At 63.7% G+C, this 22,733-nt stretch carries 18 protein-coding genes; 10 read left to right on the top strand and 8 right to left on the bottom strand.

Translation table 11 applies throughout. The features are described from left to right. Positions 1–164 precede the first annotated feature (164 nt). Positions 165–2,648 carry an RICIN domain-containing protein gene (locus BM287_RS02415; RefSeq protein WP_211772949.1) on the bottom strand — a complete coding sequence of 828 codons (2,484 nt, stop codon included), beginning with the start codon at positions 2,646–2,648 and terminating at the stop codon, positions 165–167. 509 nt (positions 2,649–3,157) lie between these two features. Between BM287_RS02415 and BM287_RS02410 the strand changes: the two genes are divergently transcribed. Beyond that, positions 3,158–4,159, top strand: coding sequence for a family 43 glycosylhydrolase (locus BM287_RS02410; protein ID WP_244527834.1), 1,002 nt, complete (start codon positions 3,158–3,160; stop codon positions 4,157–4,159). Between the two features lie 155 nt (positions 4,160–4,314). Then, positions 4,315–5,286, top strand: coding sequence for an acetylxylan esterase (locus BM287_RS02405; protein WP_090035661.1), 972 nt, complete (start codon positions 4,315–4,317; stop codon positions 5,284–5,286). Between the two features lie 45 nt (positions 5,287–5,331). On the opposite strand, the gene BM287_RS02400 is transcribed toward BM287_RS02405, so the two are convergent. The 5 genes from BM287_RS02400 to BM287_RS02380 all read right to left on the bottom strand — a co-directional run bounded on the left by BM287_RS02400 (position 5,332) and on the right by BM287_RS02380 (position 12,108). Then, positions 5,332–7,662, bottom strand: a complete 2,331-nt coding sequence (locus BM287_RS02400; protein ID WP_192628647.1) for a glycosyl hydrolase family 95 catalytic domain-containing protein — start codon at positions 7,660–7,662, stop codon at positions 5,332–5,334. A gap of 34 nt (positions 7,663–7,696) precedes the next feature. Continuing rightward, the gene (locus BM287_RS02395; protein ID WP_090035658.1) at positions 7,697–8,659 is read right to left on the bottom strand and encodes a carbohydrate ABC transporter permease; all 963 of its coding nucleotides are present in this window, start codon (positions 8,657–8,659) and stop codon (positions 7,697–7,699) included. Next, positions 8,659–9,564, bottom strand: coding sequence for a carbohydrate ABC transporter permease (locus tag BM287_RS02390; RefSeq protein WP_090035657.1), 906 nt, complete (start codon positions 9,562–9,564; stop codon positions 8,659–8,661). Before BM287_RS02390 ends, BM287_RS02395 begins: the two co-directional genes overlap by 1 nt. 79 nt (positions 9,565–9,643) lie before the next feature. Beyond that, on the bottom strand, positions 9,644–10,975 hold the full coding sequence (locus tag BM287_RS02385) for an ABC transporter substrate-binding protein (RefSeq protein WP_211772948.1): 1,332 nt from the start codon (positions 10,973–10,975) through the stop codon (positions 9,644–9,646). A 35-nt stretch (positions 10,976–11,010) separates the two neighbouring features. Next, the gene (locus BM287_RS02380; RefSeq protein ID WP_090035655.1) at positions 11,011–12,108 is read right to left on the bottom strand and encodes an enolase C-terminal domain-like protein; all 1,098 of its coding nucleotides are present in this window, start codon (positions 12,106–12,108) and stop codon (positions 11,011–11,013) included. 128 nt (positions 12,109–12,236) lie between these two features. Here BM287_RS02380 and BM287_RS02375 point away from each other — a divergent pair, with 128 nt between their 5' ends. After that, positions 12,237–13,016 (top strand): FadR/GntR family transcriptional regulator, encoded by a 780-nt coding sequence (locus BM287_RS02375; protein WP_170857399.1) that lies wholly within the window; start codon positions 12,237–12,239, stop codon positions 13,014–13,016. A 110-nt stretch (positions 13,017–13,126) separates the two neighbouring features. Here the strand turns inward: BM287_RS02375 and BM287_RS02370 are convergent, their stop codons facing one another. Continuing rightward, positions 13,127–15,481, bottom strand: coding sequence for an alpha-L-rhamnosidase (locus tag BM287_RS02370; RefSeq protein ID WP_090035653.1), 2,355 nt, complete (start codon positions 15,479–15,481; stop codon positions 13,127–13,129). Beyond that, the gene (locus BM287_RS02365; RefSeq protein WP_211772947.1) at positions 15,478–16,368 is read right to left on the bottom strand and encodes an alpha/beta hydrolase; all 891 of its coding nucleotides are present in this window, start codon (positions 16,366–16,368) and stop codon (positions 15,478–15,480) included. The genes BM287_RS02370 and BM287_RS02365 overlap by 4 nt, the downstream gene beginning before the upstream one ends. A gap of 179 nt (positions 16,369–16,547) precedes the next feature. Between BM287_RS02365 and BM287_RS02360 the strand changes: the two genes are divergently transcribed. From BM287_RS02360 to BM287_RS02330, 7 genes are all read left to right on the top strand, one after another. Next, positions 16,548–17,207, top strand: coding sequence for a TetR/AcrR family transcriptional regulator (locus tag BM287_RS02360; RefSeq protein WP_211772946.1), 660 nt, complete (start codon positions 16,548–16,550; stop codon positions 17,205–17,207). 192 nt (positions 17,208–17,399) lie between these two features. After that, positions 17,400–18,680: an MFS transporter gene (locus tag BM287_RS02355; RefSeq protein ID WP_170857398.1), complete on the top strand. Its 1,281-nt coding sequence runs from the start codon at positions 17,400–17,402 to the stop codon at positions 18,678–18,680. A gap of 46 nt (positions 18,681–18,726) precedes the next feature. After that, positions 18,727–19,608, top strand: a complete 882-nt coding sequence (locus tag BM287_RS02350; RefSeq protein ID WP_090035647.1) for an alpha/beta hydrolase fold domain-containing protein — start codon at positions 18,727–18,729, stop codon at positions 19,606–19,608. Positions 19,609–19,724: 116 nt separating this feature from the next. Beyond that, positions 19,725–20,102: a hypothetical protein gene (locus tag BM287_RS17435; RefSeq protein ID WP_139230600.1), complete on the top strand. Its 378-nt coding sequence runs from the start codon at positions 19,725–19,727 to the stop codon at positions 20,100–20,102. Positions 20,103–20,188: 86 nt separating this feature from the next. Further along, positions 20,189–21,898, top strand: a complete 1,710-nt coding sequence (locus BM287_RS02340) for an alpha-keto acid decarboxylase family protein (protein ID WP_090035644.1) — start codon at positions 20,189–20,191, stop codon at positions 21,896–21,898. Positions 21,899–21,910: 12 nt separating this feature from the next. Beyond that, positions 21,911–22,423: an acetolactate synthase small subunit gene (gene ilvN, locus BM287_RS02335; protein WP_090035641.1), complete on the top strand. Its 513-nt coding sequence runs from the start codon at positions 21,911–21,913 to the stop codon at positions 22,421–22,423. Between the two features lie 45 nt (positions 22,424–22,468). Next, positions 22,469–22,733 (top strand): transposase (locus BM287_RS02330; RefSeq protein ID WP_139230599.1); only part of this gene is annotated, 265 nt, incomplete at its 3' end.

Genomic DNA, 22,733 nt, shown 5'->3' with positions numbered 1-22,733 from the left:
GCCTGATTCGCGGCGCCCTGCCTCGTGGCGTTCGAGGCGACAGTGAGCCTCCGCATCCCAGACTTCGGCGGGAGCTCCACGATCGAGCGGAGGTGACGGGCGATCGATCAGACGCCCAATAGCGGAGGGAGGGGCGATCCTTGCCCCTCCCTCCGCCTTTCCGATCACGAGGCGGGAGTGAGATTCCAGAACTCGTTGGACCCGTTGACCGGGATCCACTGATCCAGCGCGGCCCCGGCACTGGTCGACCCGCCTCTGACCTCCAGCGATTGGTTGGAGAGGAAGCTACGGATCTCGAGAGATCCACTCGGTCCGCTCAGGAAATACCAGAGCTGTTCGCTTCCGGTTCCGGCAGTGAATTGGACGATGGCGGCGCCATGGGCGAAGGAGCCTCCGCTGACCGTCATCGGCTTGCCGCTGTTGCGGTTGACGATCTGGTACAGACCCCCACCGACCGGCGTGATCTGCCACTGCTGGTTGATCCCACCGGTGCCGGCGTGCTGCTGCACGGCGACGCCGTCCGCGGTGTTCGTGGCGTCGACATCGGCCACCAAGCCAGAGCTCTGACTGGTCAGGGTGTAGTAGACACCATTTGTCGTGCCGGGATCGACGGGAGCGCTTCCGATCGCCGATGCGGCAGCGATGACACGCACATCGGCGATGAAGAAATATTGTCCATCCGTCTTTTGTGCGCGGACGTAGCGGAATGCGGCCGTGGTCGAGACATTGAAGCTGTCACTGCCGGCGTCTGGGATGGTGCTGGTCTGTCGGCCGACGGTGACGTACGTGGCGAAGGTCGGGTCGTTGGAGAGCTCGATCTGGAATCCCGTCCTCGTTGCCGACTGGTCGATGTCTTGCCGCGTGAGGACCTGGACTTGCGAGATCGGAATGGCCGAGCCCAAGTCGACCTGCCACCACGCGTTCGTGTCCGTCCCGCGAGCAGACCATCCGGTCGCCGGGTTGCCGTCGTTCGCGTTGGATGCGACCCAACTCGACGACGCAGAGCTCGATGCCGTAGCCGACTTGCCCTGTGCGACGTCGATCGAGGAACGCAGCGCGCGATACGCCGGTTCGAGACCGGCTGCTTGGATCACAGACTTGCCGCTGCTGGTGTTGTTGCTCAGCGTCATATTGGATCCGTTGTTGTGCTGGTTGATCGTCTTATCGACGTCGGAGAGCACATTGTTGGACACGGTCATCCCGTCTGAGCCCTGGTCGAAGTACAGCGCCGCGTGGGCGCTGGCGCATCCTCCGGCACTTCCCCGAACTTCGTGGATGTAGTTGTTCGAGACGCTGCTACCGGGGTCGTTGGAGAGGTGATAAATGCCGCCGGTGTCACAGAGGCGATTGATGGCGTTGCTGATCTCGTTGTACTGGACAGTGTTGTTTGCCGCGGCGCCGGCGGTGTACTGCCAGCCCCACCCAAACGAGATCCCCGCCCACGGGACGTCGGTGATCTCGTTGTGGGTGATCGTGGTCGAGTTGACCCAGCCGGCGTTGATCCCCGCCGTTCCGTAGTAGTCCTGCCCGGTCTGGGCAATGAGATTGTCGCTGATCGTGTTGCCCGTATCGACCTCCCTGACGTCCTCGCCTGCGGGCGAGGACGGAGGGTTGTACAGAGTGCCCATCTCCACGGTCGGGTCAGCGAACTTGCCCACCATGATGCCGTTGCCCGAGGCGCCCTGGATGAGGTTGCCGATGGCAGAACTCGAGTGTGTGCCGTGGTCGAAGTCCAGCGCCGTGGATCCCACGTTGACGAAGCTGTTCCCCGTGAACTGGATGTTCGTGGCGTCCGACACATGCACGGCAGCGGGCGGGCGGCCGATGTACTGCTGGTTCTGCATGTTGGCGCTGAGGCTGTACTGACCGCCCTGAGCATTGAGGTAGCCGTTTGTCGTCGGTCGCGTCCAGGTCGTTCCTGTGAAGGTGATTCCGGCGAAGCTGATGTTAGACGCCTGCGCGTCCAAAGACGTGCCGGAGACTTCCAGGACGGTCTGAGCAACAGGCACGGTGACGGCGGCGTCAGCGATGTCTTCACCGGGTCGCGGCATGTAGTACACGGTGCTGCTGGCGTTGTCGAGATACCACTCCCCAGGTTGGGTCAGGAATGCCGCATTTCCTTCCCAGTGGAACGGCGATCCGTTCGCCAGGACCGGATTCGGACGCTGGAAGAGGATGTTCGACTCGGCGTCTTGGAAGCTGACGGTCGCGGACGCACCCGATACGGTGATGTCCTTGACCCGGAGATAGTCCTCAGCCCACTGGGTTTCCAGCACCATCTCCGGCGAGCCCGACCCGACCCAACTCCCGACGGATGCGGCTGGGACGGTGACCGTCTTGTTGGTGGCCGAGGAGCTTGTTATCTGGGACCAGGAGCCGATATCGGGGAACCGGGCCCGGGTGGCGCGCTTACCGTTCACATAGAGTTGCCGGAAGTCCAACGATCCAACACTGGCCTTATACACGCCGTTGCCCGCGGAAGTCCAGCCGGTCACAGCCTGCGCTCCAGAGATCACCGGCGCGGCGCCCGGAGCAGCCTGCCACCGCACGACATGACCGTTGGTGCCCGAGTCCGCCGCCGTGAGCGAGAGCGGGCTGGTCTGTGAATAGGTACCGCCGAGCAGGTCCACGACGATGTCATCGGACATCGACGTATCCATGCCCTGGACCGCCGATTGCGCTCTTCCCAAAGTCTGGAATGCTTGCGTGCTGCTCGTGCCGGAATTGGCGTCGCTGCCGTTCACCGGGTCGACCCACAAAGTCGTGGCTGCAGCGGAGGCTGGTGCTCCGGGGATCAGCACGGCGGCTACGATCGCCGCTGCAGTTATGAGCCCGGAGGCTCCTATGGACATGCCGAAACGTTTGCGCATTGCGTGATCTCCTCATCGTTGAGTCGGGCGTCAGTCGTTTAACGTCTCATGTAACCCTAATCACGGGACTCGGGCAAGAGAAGTTTTCCGGGACTGGTGCGGTACCGAGTGCCGTACGCGAACGGCGCGGACCCGTCCACGAGATTGTCGAGGTCCATCAAACGTCAAACGTCTGCTGAATATATGCTTTGATTGACAGGCCGTCGTACGATCGGCCCGTCTGGAAGGAGAACTACCGATGACGTCCGCCGTCGACCTCACCCAACCTGGTGATCACGGACTCGCGCATGGCGACCATTCAGATGGTCCGGCTGATGATCGCGATGCAGTTCTACTGCCCTTCAGGTGTGACGGAGGGGGAGCCTGAAATGACGTTCGAGACCCCGCAGGCCGTCGGCATCCGTCCCGGGACGGTGTTCATCGACGACCGCGGCGACGTGGCCCAGTTGCACGGAGTCGGGATTCAGAGGTTCGGAGACCGGTTCTACGCCTGGGGCGAGGACAAGAGTGCCGGCTCGACGTTCACGGCAGTGGCCTGCTATTCCTCCACGGACCTCGCCCGCTGGCGATTCGAGCGCCGTTCGCTCGTCGCCGACTCCGGTGACATCGGAGCGGACCGAGTTGTCGAGCGCCCGAAGGTGCTGCGTCGTTCGGACGGCAAGTACGTCATGCTGCTGCACATCGACACGACCGACTATGCGCTCGCCCGGGTGGGTTATGCAATCGCCGACGAACCCGTCGGCCCGTTCCGGTACCTCGGGAGCGAGCGCCCGCTGGGGAATTCCAGCCGTGACATCGGCGTCTATCAGGAGGACGGCGTCGGCTACCTGCTGTCGGAGGACCGGGAGCAGGGACTGCATATCTACCGGCTCGCCAGCGACTACCTGTCGGCCGAGGCTCTCGTGACGACGACGCTCAAGGACGACCGCGCCCACGGGTATGAGTCGCCCGCCCTGATCCGTCACGACGGCACGTACTATCTCTTCGGCTCCGACCTCACCGGCTGGTCGACGAACGACAACAAGGTGTCGACGGCGACGGACCTGCGCGGTCCCTGGTCGCCCTGGCAGGACATCGCCCCTGCAGGCTCCGCGACCTTCGACTCACAGGTGAGCACCGTCGTGCCGATCGGCGAGGGGGTCCGATCGTCGTTCGTGTATGTCGGCGACCGCTGGAACCAGGACGACCTCGCGAACTCCCCCGCCGTCTGGCTCCCCATGGAGATATCCGGCGGTCAGGCGAGGATCGGCTGGGTCGACGAGTGGCGGCTGGAGGTACCGGACGTATGACCCTCGAGCATCGACCGACCATCGTCGACGTCACTGAACCGGCCGGCGTGAGTTCGCGTATGGTCTTCCGTGTCCTCCAGCGCCCGGAAACGGTAAGCGGAGCGACGCAGCTCGGCCGAGCATCTGCAAGCCCTTCGCGGAACTACGGTTGAGCCATGCCGTTCTCAGACCTCCCGCCGACCGCGTTGCGTGCGTACACTCCCGAGCTGGTCGACCCCCGCGACTTCGACGAGTTCTGGGCGGTAACGCTCGCCGAGTCACGAGCAGTGACTGGGGAGATCCGCCTCCAGCGGATCGAGGGCGAGATCACCCAGCTCGTCGTCGAAGACCTGACTTTCCCGGGCTTCGAAGGCGAGCCGATCCGCGCCTGGGTCACCCGCCCGCTCGGGGGCGTGGGGCCGCTGCCAACCGTCATCGAGTATGTGGGGTACGGCGGCGGTCGCGGCCTGCCGTTCGAGCGCATCCAGTGGGCTGCTGCCGGGTTCGTGCACATTCTCATGGACACGCGCGGGCAGGGCGGCAACTGGGGCACCGGCGGCGACACCCCCGACCCGCACGGCTCCGGTCCTGCGACACACGGCGTGATGACGCGAGGCATCGAGAGCCCCGGAACGTACTACTACCGACGGCTGTTCACCGATGCCGTGCGTCTCGTCGACGCCGCACGCACCCTGGACTTCGTAGACGCCGATCGAGTCGCCGTCGCGGGCGCCAGCCAGGGCGGCGCCATCACACTCGCGGTCGCCGGCCTCGTGCCTGATCTCATCGCTGTGATGCCGGATGTCCCGTTCCTCTGCGACTTTCGCCGCTCGGCGACGCTGACGCCGTCAGATCCGTTCACCGAGCTACGCACCTACCTCTCGGTGCACCGCGACCTGGTCGCGCAGACCTTCACCACGCTCTCCTACTTCGATGGGGTGGCGTTCGCGAAACGCGCATCCGCCCCCGGCCTGTTCTCGGTCGCGTTCATGGATGACATCGTGCTGCCCTCAACGGTCTACGCCGCGTTCAATCACTATGCGAGCGCGAAGCAGATCGTCGAGTACGAGTTCAACGGCCACGAGGCCGGGCAGGCGTATCAATGGCGGCGCCAGGTCGCCTGGCTGAGACAAATTCTCGCGGAGTAGGTCTCCTGCAAACGTTGTCCTGGTTCAGTGGCACGGACGAGTCGCTCAGGCGATCGGTCGCGCCGTCGTCCTACCAGCCAGGAGGCGATACCGACCACCGCCGGTCGCACGCCATTCCCAGCGTTGCCGTTGCCCCGCGCTCGCAACGGCGATGAGCGGCACGGGCTTTTCGCGATCATCGATCAGACGGATGTCGACACACGCTGGCAGTTCCACGACGACGGCGCTCGATCGCTCGACCCTGAACTCCGCCGACTGAAGTTCACCATCCGTCCAGGTGATGTCGACGCCGATGCCGCCCCGTGCCCGCATCCCGCGGACCGATCCGTTCGTCCAGCTCGGTGGGAGGGTGGGGAGCAGAGACACCGCACCGTCGTGGCTTTGCAGAAGGAGCTCCGCGATGCCCGAGATCGCTCCGAGGTTGCCGTCGATCTGGAAGATGTTCCCTCCGGGCCAGTCGCCATGCGGATGCAGGTCGAGCAAAGAGGTGGAACTGAGGTCTCCGAGCAACCGGGAGAGCGATAGCTCAGCCAACCCCGTCTCGCCGAGTCTCGCCGCGAGGCACAACACCCAGGCCTGACTCCACCCCGTGTACCCCCCACCATGAGCGAGCCGCGAGCGAAGGGCCGCTCGCACGCCGTTGAACCCGGCCGGATCAGCGGTGACCGTGATCCGGCTTCCCGGATATGCACCGTAAAGGTGCGAGAGATGCCGGTGGTCCAGTTCGGTTGCTGAGAATCCCGGCCGCCATTCCTCGGTCCGCCCCTCGGAGTCGATCCCGGGAAGGCGCAGGCGTGGGACTGCCACAGCCACGTCGGTCGCGAACTCATCCGCGAGCCCGAGCGCATCGGCGAGTTGAAGGTAGCGTGACAGAACCTCGTGAGCCAGCTCCTGATCTATGGTGGCTCCGGCCGTCACGCTTGCGACGGTGTTGTTGTGGCTGAAGCGATGCTCGGGTGAGCTCGACGGGCTCACCACGAGCAGCTGATCGGAATCCTCGACCAGCTGGTCGAGGATGAACTCCGCAGCCGCACGGATCACCGGGGCAGCGACACTTCGAGCGAACTCGTCCGACCATGCGAAGTCGAGTCTGTCGCCGAGGTGCGCGCAGAGCCACGCCAGACCCATGCTCCAGTTCGACCACTTCGGTTCCCCCTTGACCGGGGCGCTGAACCGCCAGATGTCAGTGTTGTGGTGCACAACTGCACCACGAGCCGAGTAACGGGTGCGGGCCGTCTGTCGTCCGGAGTCTGCCAGATCTGCCACGAAGTCGTGCAATGGCCTCACGAGTTCGCCGAGGTCGACCACCTCCGCTCCCCAGTAGTTCATCTGGAGGTTGATGTTGGTGGTGTAGTTGGAACTCCAGCCGGGACGCACGTCGATGTTCCAGATGCCTTGCAGATTTGCCGGCTGTGTACCTGGGCGGGACGAGGAGATGAGCAGATAGCGCCCCAGGTCGAAGTAGCGCTGGGCAGCGATGGCCGAGTCGGCTCCTGAGGGCGCAAGGTCGATCCTCGCTCGATCGAACAGCCCTCGGTAATCCGCGCGATGCCGATCGGTCAACTCTTCCGACGGGACGGTCGATGCTGATTCGACGCGAGCGCGGGCTTCGGCGATGAGTTCCTCGAGGTCGATGCTGACTGGCTCGAGGTGGCCGCGGAAGCCGCTGGTCACGGCGGCGATCATCCGCGTGCGGCCGGCGGGAGAGCGCACGACTGCTGCTGCTACGGCCCACCCCATTCCTGCAGGTGCCGTGGCACCGGGACCGGTCGGCTCATCGCCGTAGATGACCGAGTCTGACCGTGGTAGATAGTTCGGCAGAACGAGCGCGGGCGCACGCCCAGCGGCGACGATCCACTCGATGTCGCCTGAGCCGAACCGTTCCTCGCGCAACACGGGGTGCGGGCTGCTGAAAACCGCGGAACCTGCACGTGGACTTCCGAGCGTCTCGGCGACGAGAACACCGTCGGGCGCGCTGACGAACGCCGCCATCTCCTGCCCCGCATGCACGACCCTCGCCTCGGCCACGTTCAGGTCGAGGCTCCTCCTGTATTCGCCGAGCCGCGCCGGATCACCCCACGTCCAGGAGAGGCGCCCGACCGGCTGATACGACTGGGTCCACTGATCGGACTGGAGACGTCCCGCCAACTGGTCTGCCAGCTCGTGATCATCGTTGGCTATCGCGAGGCGCAGTCGGGCGATGAGCTTCGTGTGGTCCGCATCTTCCTCCACCGTGGGGCCGCCCGACCAGACCGTGTCGAGGTTGAGGTCGAAAGTCTCGACGCCGCGGCCTCCGTAGAAGGTCGCGCCGAGCGAACCATTTCCGAGGAGGAAAGCGTCCGTGAACTGCGTGGCCGGCTCATCGCCGATCAGCACTGCCGGGTCAGATCCCATTGCGGTCAATCCAGCTCTAGCCCTTGGTTCCGCCGGAGAACATCCCGGAGACCAGTGAGCGTTGCGCGAACAGGAACAAGATGAGAACAGGAATGACCGAGAGCAGAATGGCCAGTGTCAGTTCCGGTGCGTCGATGCCCAGGTTCGCTGTCCCTCCGGGGTTGAATGCCGGCGAAGAGGACATGAGTTGGCTCAATCCGACCTGGATGGGTTGCTGGTCGTCGGAGGGCATCACCAGGGAGGGCAGGAAGAAGTTCTGCCAGTTGCCGACGAAGCTGAAGAAGGTCACCATTGCGATGACCGGCCTGGCCAGTGGGACGGCGATCCGGAAGAAGATCTGAAACTCGCTGGCGCCGTCGATGCGGGCAGCTTCCAGCATCGAGCTCTGCAAGCTAGTGGAGAAGTAGACGTAGGTCAGATAGACGCCGAAGGGGAAGTAGGCGAAGGGCAGGATCAGGGCCAGAGGGGTCCCGATCAGCTTGACCGCGTTCAGTTCCAGAAACATCGGGATCACCAGGGTTGCCGCCGGCATGATCATCACGATCAGTGTGATCGTCAGCAGCAGCTTCCGACCTCGGAACCGGATGCGGGAAAGTCCATACCCCGCCGGGATACTCGTCACCAAGGCAAGGGCAAGCCCGCCGAAGGAGTAGAGGGCGGAGTTGCCGAACCACCGCAGGATGATCCCGTTCTGAAAGGCAACCAGATGCTGCCACGCCTGACCCACTTCGCCGAGGGAGCCCACTGCGAAGGGGAAGGAATTTGCGAGCTCGGTGGACGTCTTGGTCGGGGCGAGGATCAGCCACACGATGGGAAGCACGAAGAAGAAGCCGAAGGCCAGGAGGATCAACCACACCAGAACGGGGCGCGCCCACCCATTGGCCCGAGGACGGCGCCTGCGGGTCGGGGTCGCTTGACGAACCTGGGGCGTCGTCCCTGTGGACTCGGTCGCCCTCACAGGATTGCGTGTCACTGTCATCAGTCCTCCGCCTCAACATTGAACATTCCGGATCGTTTCACCAGGACCACCGCGAACATGAGCCCTACTACCAGGAGGACAACCGAAAGCGCAGCGGCCACGTTCGGGTTCGATGTCGCGCCGAATGCGAACTGGACGGCGAGCTGGTTCGGAGACCACGTGGGATCGACTTGTTTGCTGGCAACGAACAGCAATTGCGGTTCGACGTACAGCTGAGTGCCGCCGGCGAACGCGAGGATGAGCATGTAGACGACCCACTGCCGGATCATCGGAATCTGAACGTACCAGGCCAGTTGCCAGCTGGAGGCGCCGTCAAGCCGGGCCGCCTCCATCACATCATCGGAGATGTTGTTCACTGCGCCGTACATGATGATGATCCAGCCGCCGACTCCCACCCAGAACGCCATGACGGCGAAGATGCCCGGCAGGTTCTGGGGTTGCACGACTTGGCCGAAGTCCGTCCATCCGATCGCATGCAGCAGCGGCGCGATCGGGCTGGCCTGCGGGGAGAGCATGAACATCCACACAAGGGTGCTGGCGACGCCGGCAAGCGCCCCGGGAAGGTAGAAGATGAATCGCCAGAACACCGAGGCTCGTCCGCGAACGAAGTTCCGTAGGACTAGAGCGAGGCCGACGGCGAATACGACGGTGGCGGTTAGCCAGATGACGAGGAAGGCACCCATGTTCGCCATGGACTGCAGGAATCGGTAATCCGTCACAGCGACGACGAACTGGCCAAAACCGGTGAATTGCCACTGGTCGTTGGTGAACGCCAGCGCCAAAGCGTAGGTCGTGGGGAGCACGCCGAATGCGATCAGCAGCACCGTATAACCGGCGACGAACAGGTAACCAGCTTTGTTGCTGCGCTCGCGCTGCGCGGGACGGAGGGTCTGGGCGGTAGTCATGATTGCGGGCCTTTCTTCGGGTGTAGTGCGTCCGTGCGGGCAAGCGATGCTCGTCCGCACGGACGCACCTGAGGTGGTGCTACTGCACGACCTTGTAACCGGCGGCCTTCGCGGAGTTGACGATCTCGGTCTGCCAGGCGGGCAGTAGCGACGTCAAGCTCTTTCCACCGGTGATGCCGGGCAGCACGACCTTCTGGAACGCGGCAGAGTCCCCGAAAGTGGTGTTGGCCCATCCCTTCCACACCTGCCCGGCGGCCGTCTGGAAGGGTGCTTTCACGGGGGTGGCGAAATACGAGACGTTGGCCGGGTTCGTCAGCCATGCGGCAGCTGCCGCCTTGTTCGCCGGGTACGTCGGCGCCGTCTTCTGGAATCCGGTGTCACTGGTCACCCAGGTGGCCAGGTCGGTCGCTGCCTTCAGGTTCTTGCTGTGCGAGGAGACCATCCAGACACCGCCGCCGACATTGCCGTTCGCCGGTGCCGAGGCGTCCCACTGGGGCTGGTCGGCGACGCCGATCTGGCCGGCGGGAACCTTGTAGGTCGCGTTGAAGAGGTACTGACCGAACCACGATGGTCCGACCGACATCAGCACCTTCGATCCGTCGAGGCCCTTCTCGAAGTAGCTCTGCTTACCCAGGGCACCGGCATCGAGCAGCGTGTCGATGACCTTCGCCATCCGGGTGCATTCTGGGGCCTGCAGATTCACCTTTATAGTGTCCGCCTTGTCAGTGGTCCCCTGCACAGGGCACTTGCTGGCCTGGAAGAAGATCTCGGGCCCCCATGCGTCGCCGAATTCGCCGAGGAGGTATCCCGGGTGCTCCTTGGCGACCTTCAGACCGAGAGTCTGGAAGTCGTCCCAGGTCTTCGGGACCGTGTATCCCCACTGGTCGAACAGTGTCTTGTTGTACCAGGTCACTGTTTGTGCGATGTCGTTGCGCAGGCAGTACAGGTTCCCCCCGAATTGGCACGGGGCGAGGGAACCGTCCGCCCACCCGTCCAGGGTGGACTGCGGGATAAGGTTCTGGTTCAGCGGTGCAGCGTACGGCTGAACTCCGCTTCCGCTGGACTTCGACGCCCAGGTGGGGTCGCTGGAGCTCGAGGAGAAGACCACGTCCGGCCAGCCTGATCCCGCCTTGTCGTACAGCGACATCTTGGTCTGCAGGGTCCCGTTGAACGTGGTGACCTTCACTTTCACGTTCGGATGAGCCTTCTGATACGCCTGAACCGCGGCCTCGCGCGTGGGGTCGACCAGGACGGTGATGCCGGACTTGTCATCCTGCGCCGCCGGCTTGAACCCGCCGGTACTGCCGGAGGATGGGGCGACGCTGGCGCAGGCGGAAAGCACTGCGAGCGCACTGATGGCGGCCAGGCCGACTCCTGCCGCACGAAGGCGGCGGTACTTGGATAGTTTCACTGTGATTGCCCTTTCTTGATGGGATCGGACCGCGTCTATGCGGCTCGAGCGAGGTGCCGGACGGCTGTTGGGTAGTCGATGCCTGGAGGGAGCGCGATTCCCGGCTCGGTAGGGGCGCGCACAAGCCCGTCGGCCCCCACGATCGATTCACGAGTCACCGAGCTGGATGTGATGAGTGATTCGTAATAGGTGGTGTTGGAGATCGCCATGCAGAGATGCTCGGAGATGATCCCGCCGCCGTGGACCTCGGCACGGATCCGGAATGAGTCCGCGAGGTGCGCGATCCGCATGGCACCGGTGATCCCGCCGCGCAGCCCAGCACTCGTTCGAAGGCCGAAGGTGGCCGCTCCGGCCATGATGAAATCGGCACTGTTCATGTAGGCCCCGTCGGATGTCTCTGCGGACAGCAGCGGCACCTGGACCGACCGGGCCAACTCTCGATAGGCGCTGACGCTGAACTCGCGCATCGGCTCCTCATACCAGCGGAAATTCGCTTCCGAGAGCGCATGTCCGAGGTAGATGGCATCCGGCAGGTCGAATCCGGCAGACCCGTCGTACATGAGGTCGATGTCGTCGCCCAGATGAGCCCGTAGTGCAAGGCACAGTGCCGCATCACGTTTCGCGTCGCCCCATGCATGAAGCTTGAGCGCCGGGTAGCCGGCCTCGATGCATTGGGTGGCAACGTCCAGGAACTGTGCGGTGCTGTCGAAGGTCACCGTCGACGCGTACGCCGGGATGGTTTCCCTCATGCCGCCCAGAAGCTTCCAGGTGGGTACGCCGGCCACTCGACCGGCCAGATCCCAGAGGGCGACGTCGATCAGACCGAAGACGGGAAGGGGGAATTCGTGAAGTCGGTCCAACTCCCACATGCGGTGGTAGTGCCACTCCCGAAGAAGCGGGTCCTTCCCGAGGTATTCAGGCTTGTACACCTTCTCGACCAGCGCCGCCACCAGCGGGAACGCGCCGAGGCGTGACAAGTATGCCGCTCCCTCCGCGCCGGTATCGGTCCCAATCCGAAGAATGACCCCATCTGCCCCGCCGTACTCGGCGCTGCCCGGAAGGCCCTCGCGCCACCGGAACGGAGGCACGTCGGGCACCCTCACGGGGTGGGCCTCGATATGGGTGATCTTCATTGATGCCTTCTTTCAGCCGGGAAGCTCGCCATGCTCAAACGTTCCGATTGCTTAGACGTTATACGTTCGACGTTTTTTGTTCAAGTAGTATTGTGCTTCTACGGGAAAACGGCCGAAAGGGTACGTACATGTGGAGGGAAACCGCCTCACGTTCCGAGAGACTCGACGAGAGCTTGTCCGCTCGAGACTTCCCGAGCAGCGCCGTACCTGCGTCGCGCCGCCGGCCTCAGAGGCTGAGCACCGCGGTTGCCGACGAGTTGCTGCGCCGGATCGTCTCCGGGGAATACGCGGTCGGCGCGCAGCTGCCTCCGGAACCGCTGCTCGTGGACGAGTTCGAAGTCAGCCGTCCGGTCGCGCGCGAAGCCGTGAAGTCTCTGGAAGCCGCCGGTCTGGTCTCTATTCGTCAAGGGGAAGGCACCGTCGTTCGGGCACGCCAGGAATGGAGCATCCTCGACCAACGCGTGCTCCGAGTAGCTTTGACGTATAGCGCCGGCTCCCGACTTGTCGATGATGCAATAGATTTGCGCGCCGAGTTGGAACGTTCACTCGTCGCTGAAGCTGCTGAGAAACTGACCGACGGCGACTTCTCTAGAATGGTCGACCACCTTCGGGTTATGGACTCTTCAACCGATCTCACCGAGCTTCAGCGCGCCGATCTGGCGTTCCATCAGATCTACCGGGAGCGAGCGGGAAATGAATTGAAATCCAGCATCGCTCGGCTCCTGGTGGAGGAGATGCCGCTTGCGGAACGCATCATGCGGGACCCGCGAGCGATGTACGACTTCGCCAACAAGCAGCACTGGGAGATCTACGAAGCGCTGCTCGACGGACGCACCGATGACGCGATAGATGCCATCGCGCGGCATGTTCGCGAGTCTTGGACATGGCGGCCCCACGAGGCCAACTGAGCACCCGCGAGCGTCACTCGGACCTCCCACAGCGGATCGCCGACCGCCAGGCAAAAGCACCAACTTCCTGGTATCTCCGGGCTTTCGAGATCTAGTGGCGGTCGATCCGTTCAGACGGCGCGAGGTAGGGCTGAGGGATGCGCTGCTGGGCCAAAGATCGTGGAGGCGAAGACGCTGTTCTTGCACGGCCCGACAACTTCCTGCTCAATTCCTGACTGATCGGGAATGACGGCCGTCACTCCCGCTGGGAGGTCAAAGGACATCTCGAGCCTGTCGTCGGCCAGGTTCCATCGGAGTGCGATCCGCCCTCGAGGGGTGTCCAGGCTTGACTCGGCAGAGTCGATGCCACCCCCGGGGTGTGGGGAGAAGAGCACGCGTTCATAGCCTGCGCCCAACGGGACGATCCCACCGATGGTTCGGTGCATCCAATCGGCGACAGAACCGAGCGCGTAGTGGTTGAAGCTCGTCATCTCGCCAGGATTGATGGAGCCGTCTGGCAGCATCGAGTCCCATCGTTCCCAGATCGTCGTCGCTCCCATCGTGACGGGATAGAGCCATGAAGGCATCTGCTCCTGCAACAAGAGGCCGAAGGCAACTTCGTCGTGTCCCGTGGCGGTAAGTGCATCGAGGATGAACGGAGTGCCCGCGAATCCCGTCGAGATGCGGTTGCCGCTCTCCGTGACAAGTTCCGCCAGTCGCGCACCGGCCCAGGTCTGCTCATCGTCGGTAAGGAGGTCGAACGCTATCGCGAGCGTGTACACCGTCGTGCAGTCGCTGAATATCCGCTCCTCACTGATGTATTGACGGTGGAAAGCCGTTCGCAGTTCCTCGGCCATCGCTGCGAACACTGCCGCTTCGCCTTCGTTGCCGCATACCACTGCGGCCTCGGCGACCATGCAGGCGGTGCGGTAAGCGGCGGCTGTGGCCACCACTCCACTATCCGCCTTCGCTTCCCAGGGACGATGCGGCGGTGCATCTGGGTCAAGCCAATCGCCGAACTGGAACCCCTGGTCCCAAGCGCCGCCTTCGGAGAGAAGCGTCTGGACGCGTTTTGCGTGAGTGATCATGGCCGGCAATGCTTCGGCGAGCGCAGCGGAATCGCCGTACGCGCGCCACATCGCCCAAGGAACCCACGCTACTGCGTCGCTCCAGATCGCAACCGACTCCGGCGCCGCAAATGGGAGTTCCATGTATTTGAAGACGTCGGGAACGACCAGGGGAACGCGCCCATTGTGTTTGGCCTGCTCAGCAGCCATATCTCGGAGCCAGTCCCGCAGAAACCCACTCACATCGAAGAGATACGCGGCGGTCGGCGCGAAGACGGCGATGTCCCCTGTCCATCCGAGCCGTTCTGCACGTTGGGGGCAGTCGGTCGGCACGTCGAGAAAGTTCCCGCGCATGCTCCACACGACGTTCTCATGCAACCTGTTCAGACGTGGGTCGGAACAGCTGAAGTGTCCTATACGGCGGAGATCGGAGCTGACGACAGTAGCGAGCAACGCCTCGGGGCCGACGCCGGCAAGACCGCCTGGCCAGCCCTCCAGCTCGACGAATCGAAACCCATGGAACGTGAATGTGGGTTCGAAGACATCCAGGCCTCCGCTCAACGTGTAGACGTCGGTGGCCTTCGCCCCCTGCAAGGGACGTGTGCCCAACTGCCCGTCCTCCAACACCTCGGCGTGCCGGAGAGTGATCTGGTCTCCCGCTGCGCCTTCCACACGCACACGGACCCAGCCCACCAGGTTCTGCCCGAAGTCGACGAGAACGGTTCCCCGCGGGCTCTCCCACATCCGAACCGGCGACAATGTGAATTGGCGGCGCACCGGTGGAGCGATGTAGGGCGTCAGTTTGGCCGCATCCACATCTACCGCGTGTACCGACCCCCATCCTGTCTCGTCGAATCCGACCGTGTTCCAGCCTGGAGTTCGAAGCCGTGCGTCGACATGCTGGCCGTCATACAACCCGTTCTGGGACGTGTCGCCGGGTGCTGCCATCCAAGTGGCATCCGAGGCGATCACCTGCTGATGCCCATCCGTGAAGGTCACGTGGATCTCGGCGAACCCCGCCAGTTCCTCGCCATAGTGCGGGGCCACGCTTCCCCCGGCCCCCTCCAGCCGGGTTCGGTACCACCCGTTGCCGAGGGCCAGGCCAATCGCAACCCGTCGTCCGGCCTTCTCCTTGAGGAGTTCGGTGACGTCGCTGTCCGAATAGCGGATGCGCCATTCGAAGCTGGTCCATCCAGGAGTGAACAGATCGTCAGAGACCTGCTCCCCGTCGATCGACGCCTCGACCACACCCAGGGCAGAGAGCAGCATTCGTGCTTCCACGACCGCACCGTGTCCGGCCACGATCTCGACCTCTGTCCGAAGTCGGGGAGCCTCGATTTCGGCACAGTCCGGCGCGATGAACCGTCCTGCGAATTTCGCGTGGGTCGTCACCAGGTCTGATCGATGAAGGCCGCTCATCGGTGCGCGAGAATCCTACGCAGCCAATCAGCGCGAGCGGCGAGCGAAGCCACGCTCACCCGCGCTTCTGGGGCGAAGCCGGAGAACCCGTGGAAACCGCCCGCCCACACGTGCAGCTCGGCCTGGTTACCGGTAGCCCACAGCCGGGACGCGAAATCAGTGACTTCATCGCGGAACACCTCCGAAGAACCGACCTCCAGGAATGTGGGTGGCAGCCCGGAGAGATCCGCGGCACGTGCTGGTGCCGCATACGGCGAAACCGCCGATCGCTCCGCACCTAGGTACGCGTCCCATGCCATCAGGTTGGAGCGCCGGTCCCAGATCGAGGTGCCATCGTAGTCGCGACTGGAAACGGAGTCATTGCGATCGTCGAGCATCGGCGACAGCAGGCCGACGGCCAGAGGGGCCTGCTGTTTCTCGTCTCGTAGACGCAGGGCCAGGCCAGCCGCCAGTCCGCCGCCGGAGCTGGCGCCTACGAGTAGCAGGCCGTCCGCATCGACACCGAGCTCGGCTGCATGTTCGACGACCCAGAGCCAGGTACGTCGTACATCGTCAGCGGCTGCCGGAAATGGATTCTCGGGTGCAAGCCGATAGGCGACCGCGATGACCGGCACCTGCAACTGCTCAGCCATGGTGATGAACTCCTCCGCGCCGTCTAAGCGATGGCCCATCACCATCCCTCCGCCATGGATGTAGAACACAGCATTCCGCTTGGAGGTCGACTCCGGCGAAAAGATGGTGATTTCGGACGCCGGACCCGTTTCATCACCAGGGACCTCCACGTTGGTCACCGAGACCGGGCGGCCGGCGACGAGTTCATCCAGCCCCCGGGCAAGGCGCTGCTGTTCGAACGCTGCGCGCGCCATCGGTACGACCTCGGCGGGCATGGTCGGACCGTAGGTGGCCATGAACCACTCGGCCACCGGTTGAACTTCGGAATCGTACGGAACTCGAGTCATCGCGTTGCCCCTTTGCATCTCGGTGCGAGCGCTCGAGACGACGAGTGCTCAATAAAAACCAGTTATACACCTGTTTTTATCTATTGCGCATGTACTACGGTGCAAATGTGCGCACTCGCAAGAAGTCTGGAAGCTACGCAGTCGGTCGCGCACGTCGGGAGGCGATCCTCGAAGCGGCCGTCGAAAGGTTCAAACAACGCGGCTACCACCGCACCTCGATGCAGGAGATCGCTGACGACGTCGGCCTGACACCGCAGGGTCTCCTGCACCATTTCGCCTCCAAGAAGGCTCTGCTCTCTGCCGTGGCGGAGAAGCGATTCGACCTGCTGTCAGCGGTCGCATTGCGTCAGGTCGACCCGTCATACCCACAGCATCCGGAAACGATCGCCTACGAGGACGCGGTGTCCGTGTTCAGGTTGCTGCTCCAGGTCACCGAGCGGATCGCCGCCGAGCCGGGGCTGATTGAACTCTTCGTGCTGGTCTCGGCACAGGCGTCAGACCCGGAATCCCAGGAGCATCGGCTCTATGCCGAGCGATACGAGCAGATCATCCAGGCGATAGCCCAGTCGATCCACGCTCTCGTGGAACACGGCGACATCCGCGACGATTTCGATGCACGCGCTGCCGCGGAGGAGTTGGTCGCGACTCTCGACGGTCTGCAGCTGCAATATGTCGTCACCGACGGAGCCACCGACATCGTCGGCCACATGCGTCGCGTCATCGGCAGAGTCGTCGAGTCCGCGGGAGCGCCCTGGCTGACTGGGTAACGGGCGGATCCTTTCGCGATCTTTCTGCCGACGAAGACGGCTCCGGCGCACGCGATTCATAAAAACAGTTGCCGTTAGGGTTTTTTGTGGCTATCGTTCGCAGACAGTAGCCATTGCGCTGCACCCTGTGAACCACTCCGCAGAGGCCCTCGGATGCGCGGATCGCTTGCCCCCTCACTGAAAGGATCTGTCATGACAATGTCGCCTGATGTTCCCGCGGTAACGACGCCCGATTCGCAACTCCCGACGCGCGTTTCCGCGCCCGCCGGCCGGGCGCTGATGCCGTTCCTCGGCATCATCAACTTCGCCATCGTCTCTGCAGGCCTCGGATTCAGTGCGGTCCTCTTGCCCAATCAGCTCACCTTGCTCGATGCGGACAACAAGGTTTCCAATCTGGCCCTGGTGACGTCGGTTTCGATCCTTTCCGCCGTGATCGTCCAGCCGCTTGTCGGGGCACTCAGCGACCGGACGAGATCACGCTGGGGCAGAAGATTGCCGTGGATGCTCGCTGGAGGCCTCCTCATGGCTGCCGCCTTCTGCGGGATCGGACTGCTGCAATCGGTAGCCCTGATCGTCTTGCTTGCATGCGTGGTACAGGCCGGGTCGGCAACGATCAGTGCACCTCTCGCGGCACTCATTGCTGACCGATACGAAATCGATCGCCGAGGAATGGCTTCCGCGTTCATCGGCTTCGGGCTCAACCTCGGGTACGCAGCCGGCGTGATCGTTGCAAGCATGCTGGCATTCAACCTTCCGCTCGCGTACGTCGCATTCGGCGCAGGGCTCACCGTGCTCCTGATCGCCTTCGTACTCGTCGCGCGTGACCGACCCAACAAGGACATGGCCGTGGAGCCGTTCAGTCTTGGGTCATTCCTTCGGAGCTTCTGGATCAATCCGGTCAAAAACCCGGCCTTCGCCTGGGCCTTCGTGGCGCGCTTCCTGTTCATCCTCGCCTTCTTCATCTTCCAGACGTACCTCTTTTTCATCATCAGCGACTATCTCAAGCTCAGCCTCGCGGACACGAACTCGCTGATCGGCCTGACCGGTCTGGCATCGATCGTCCCGGCGATCATTGCGGGATACATCACCGGTGCGCTCAGTGACAAACTCGGCCGCCGCAAGATCTTCCTTTACATTGCTTCCGCGTTAGCGGTTGCCGGTTACGTGGTCCTGATCGCATCACCGACGGTTCCCGCCTTGTTCCTGATGACCGTGTTCATGGGTCTCGGGTTCGGCATGTACCTGGCCTCCGATTCCGTGGTGATGACCCAAGTGCTTCCGAACCTAGAGGGTTCCGCGGCAAAGGACCTCGGAATTCTCAACCTCGCCACCCTGATCGGGCAGTCAGTCGCGGCGATCGTCGCTGCATCCGCCATCAACCTGCTCGGTGGGTACATCAGTATGTTCTTCGTCGCGATCGGCATCGCAGTCTTGGGTGCCCTGGCCGTCATCCCCATCCGCGGGGTCCGATAACACTGCGCCAGCGCCGTCGACCAGCACCGATAGATAGGACAGACACATGCCGGAAATAACCGAACACACCTTGAACGCCGCAGAGTTTGATTTCCGGGTGCGCACCTACCGGGCCGACGCGCCAAACGGATCAGTGCTCGTATGGCTCCACGGAGGTGGGTTCATCTTCGGCACGATCGACATGCCCGAAGCCGATGAAGTAGCACAGGTCCTCAGTCAAAATGGCATCACAGTGGCGACCGTGGACTACACGCTCGCACCGCTCGACGCGTTGAAGTACTTCCCAACGCTCGTCGGGGATCACACTCCGGAGGAAGTTGCCGCTTATCTGGCCGCGGCCGGCCCGCGAGCTCCGTATCCGACGGCCTCCCTCCAGGCAACGGCCGCCGCGTCTTGGGCTCAGGACAACGCGTCGAGTTGGGGAGGCGATCCGGCCAAAGTGTCGATCGGTGGGGCCAGCGCGGGCGGCACGCTCGCCGCAAGCGCAGCGGCTAGGCTCCGCGACGTCGGCGGCCCAGAACTCGCGTCTCTGCTTCTGGTCTATCCGCTCCTCCACTCGGAAGTCCCCGCGTCGGACGACGAGCTGCAGGCCTTCCTTGACGAATCTCCGGAAGACGCGGCGGCGTTGCCGCCCGGAGCCATCCGAGCGATCAATGAAGGCTATCTCGCAGGAGCATCATCGGACGAGGTCTACGCGTTCCCAGGCGGGCACGACATGCGTGGTATGCCACCGACGCTGATCATCAACGCGGAACGCGACCAGCTCCGGCCGTCCGGGGAGTCCTTCGCGGCAGACCTAGCCCGGGGTGGGGTGGATGTGCAGGTGATTCGGGAGCGTGGCACGCAGCACGGGTATCTCAATGGCCGCGGGGGCCCCGCAGCAGAGCGGACGCTGGCTCACATGCGACGGTTCCTGACGGCCCAGTAAAAATGCGGAGAGTCTCATCCCGAATTTCCGGCGGGTGACCGTGGTCGCCTGGTGCGCCAAGAACGGGTTATGACGTCGATCACGGCGCAGCGAGCGCCGCACTGTGAGGGAGAAGTATGAGCAACCTGCGCCGCCGTGCCCACGACGCTGGGGTCAAACTCGTCTACGGGTCCGACCTGCTCGGCGGCATGCAGCGGCACCAGAACGAAGAGTTCCGTCTGCTCGGGCAGGTGCAGCCCGCCATCGATGCAATCCGTTCGGCGACCGTGACCGCGGCCGCGTTGCTGGAGTGCTCCGGGGAACTTGGAATCGTCAGCGAAGGAGCGACGGCGACCCACTCATCCTCGATTCCGACCCGAGCGTCGACATCGACGTGCTCGCCGACATCGACGAGCACCTGGTCGCCGTCATTCAAGGCGGGCACATCGTCCACACAGGACAAGCGTGCCCGCCAACCTTGTGATGTTCGATCTGGACGCGACGACCATCTTTGAGAACTCGGGCCTCAGCCCTGGGACCGACGACTACCCCCAACACTCTCCCGACTCACTCGGGCGTAAGACACGATCGGACGAACGCCATGTCACTGAGCACAAACACCACGAGTGACCACCTCACGGTCGGGGGCTACCTTGCCACTCGCCTCGCGCAGCTCGGCGCGGATCAGGTCTTCGGGTTGCCCGGCGACTTCAACTTGACACTTCTCGACGAGATGCTCGCGACCGGTGAGGTGCGCTGGGTCGGTGCGAGCAACGAACTCAATGCCGCATATGCGGCAGACGGCTTCTCTCGGGTCGGACGACGCCTGGGCGCGCTGGTGACCACCTTCGGTGTCGGAGAGCTGTCCGCCATCAACGGTATTGCCGGCGCTTTTGCCGAGGATGTTCCTGTGGTGCACATCGGCGGGATGCCCTCCACGACGACCATGGACTCCGGCACTCCCCTGCACCACACGTTCCTCGACGGCGACTTCTCCCGGTTCCTTCGCATGTTCTCGGAGGTGACGGCGGCGCAGGTCGTGTTGTCGGCATCCGACGCGGCCGCGGAGATCGACCGGATTCTCGGTGTCGCCCTAGCGACGAGCAAGCCGGTCTACATCGGCGTCCCTTTGGATGTTGCCTCGGCCCCGGTCGAACCGGAAGGTCTCAACACGGTGATGGTCCGCCCGGCGAGCGACCCGGGTGCGGTCGCTGCGTTCGAGAAGGCACTCCGGGTGCGAGCCTCGGCCGAGAACGTAGTGACAGTACTCGCCGGCCCGCGTATCCAACGCCTTGCCGTGGAACAGGACCTGCGAGACCTCGCCGAACTGCCGGGCGTGCAGATCGCTTCGCAATCGGGTGCGAAGGCGATCCTCGACGAGCGCCATCCGGCGAGCCTCGGAACCTACGTGGGCAAGACCACCCGTTCCGAGGAGGCGCGTGCCCGCGTCGACAGTGCATCATTCCTGGTCCTGGCCGGGACGGTGATGAGCGACTTCACGACCGGCTTCTTCAGCAACCTGTACATTCCATCCGATGCCGTCGAGCTCGCCATCGATCATGCCCGGATCGGCCACGCCGTCTACCCCGGCGTGCGACTGGAAGATGCGATCAGGGTGCTCCGCGAGGTTGTCGCGGAGAAGACTTTCCCGCCCTGCGTACCGGTGGCTCGTGGTCCGCGAATGCAGGTTGCGCTCGACCCCGGGTCCACGCTCGATCACGAAAGCTTCTGGAGCCTCGTCGAGCCGTGGATCGGCCCCGACACCACAGTCATCGCCGAAGCCGGCACTGCCTTCTACGGAGCGCTGGATCTCGACCTGCCCGAGAGGTCAGACCTTCTCGGATCGCCGGTCTGGTCGTCAATCGGCTATGCAATCCCCGCGATGCTCGGGGCTGGGCTGGCGCGTCCCGATCGCCGACCGATCCTCTTCATCGGTGATGGCTCCGCGCAGCTCACCGTTCAAGAGCTCGGCACCGTTTTCGCACGCGGACTCAATCCCGTTGTGTTCCTCCTGAACAACGATGGCTACACGATCGAGCGAATCATCCAAAGCCCCGAAGCCAAATATCAGGACGTTGTCAGCTGGGACTGGGCCTCAATGCCCACCGCATTGGGAGCGACCCATGTGGATGCGGTTCGTGTTACGACTGTCAGTGAACTGGAGAAGGTCCTCCTCCGCGCCACGGCGACTCCCGGCCGGCCCTTCTTCGTGGAGGTCGCACTCCCGGTCATGGACGCTCCTCGCCTCCTGATCGAGCTCGTCAACGGAATCGCCGAGACGAACGCGCGTATCCCGGATGCGGTCGGCTGACGGTTGGCTCTGATGCGCCATGTTCTGGATGTACATTTCGACAACGCGCCGGAGACCTTGTCCCGAATTGTACGAATCGTCTCAACGAACCAATTTCGGCTCGAGGGTCTCGCCGTCTCCGAAGACCCGAGCGGGCGCTATGCGACGCTCGTTGTCGAAGCCGACTCGGCCGCCGGCGACTTGATCCAGAAGCGGCTGAACCGGGTGGTGTCGGTCGAGACAGTACGGGTGCACAACGTGATGAGCGACACTCTCTCTCGCGCATACGCCCTCGTTCAGTTCACGGGGCCAGCATCCCGGGACCCCGGGATGCTCCGAGCCGTCGAGGCCTATCGAGGCGAGGTCGTCGAACTCTCCCGCAAATCCATCACGGTCGAAGTACGGGGCCGATCATCGAAGATCACCGCATTCCTCGACGTCGTCAGGGCGTTCAAGCCAGCCCGGATCACGACAACCAGCCTCACCCTCGCCAGGCGGACCAGAGAGCCGGCTGGACTCGACGCGCGGGAAGGCGCGCCCAACTAGGGCGTGTCTCCTAAATCTTTGGGTTGATGCTGTGATGCTGGAGTGGTGTCACGTTTCCAGTTGCTCTCGGATGCTCAGTGGGATCTGATCGGCCCGATGCTTCCCGGGCCGACCGGCCGGAGGGGGCGCCCGTTCTCGGATGCCCGGACGATGGTCGAGGCCATCGCGTATCGCTATCGGACCGGGATCGCGTGGCGGGACCTGCCCACGGTGTTCGGACCCTGGCAGACGGTGTGGAAATGGCACCGGCGGATGGCCGGCGACGGCACCTGGGACCGGGTCCATTCACTGTTGCTGGCCCGCGCCGACG

The organism is Leifsonia sp. CL147 (assembly GCF_900114565.1).
Classification (GTDB): Bacteria; Actinomycetota; Actinomycetes; order Actinomycetales; family Microbacteriaceae; genus Leifsonia.
The sequence above is the reverse complement of the archived record's forward strand: the minus strand, read 5'-3'. Positions and strand labels throughout refer to the sequence as shown.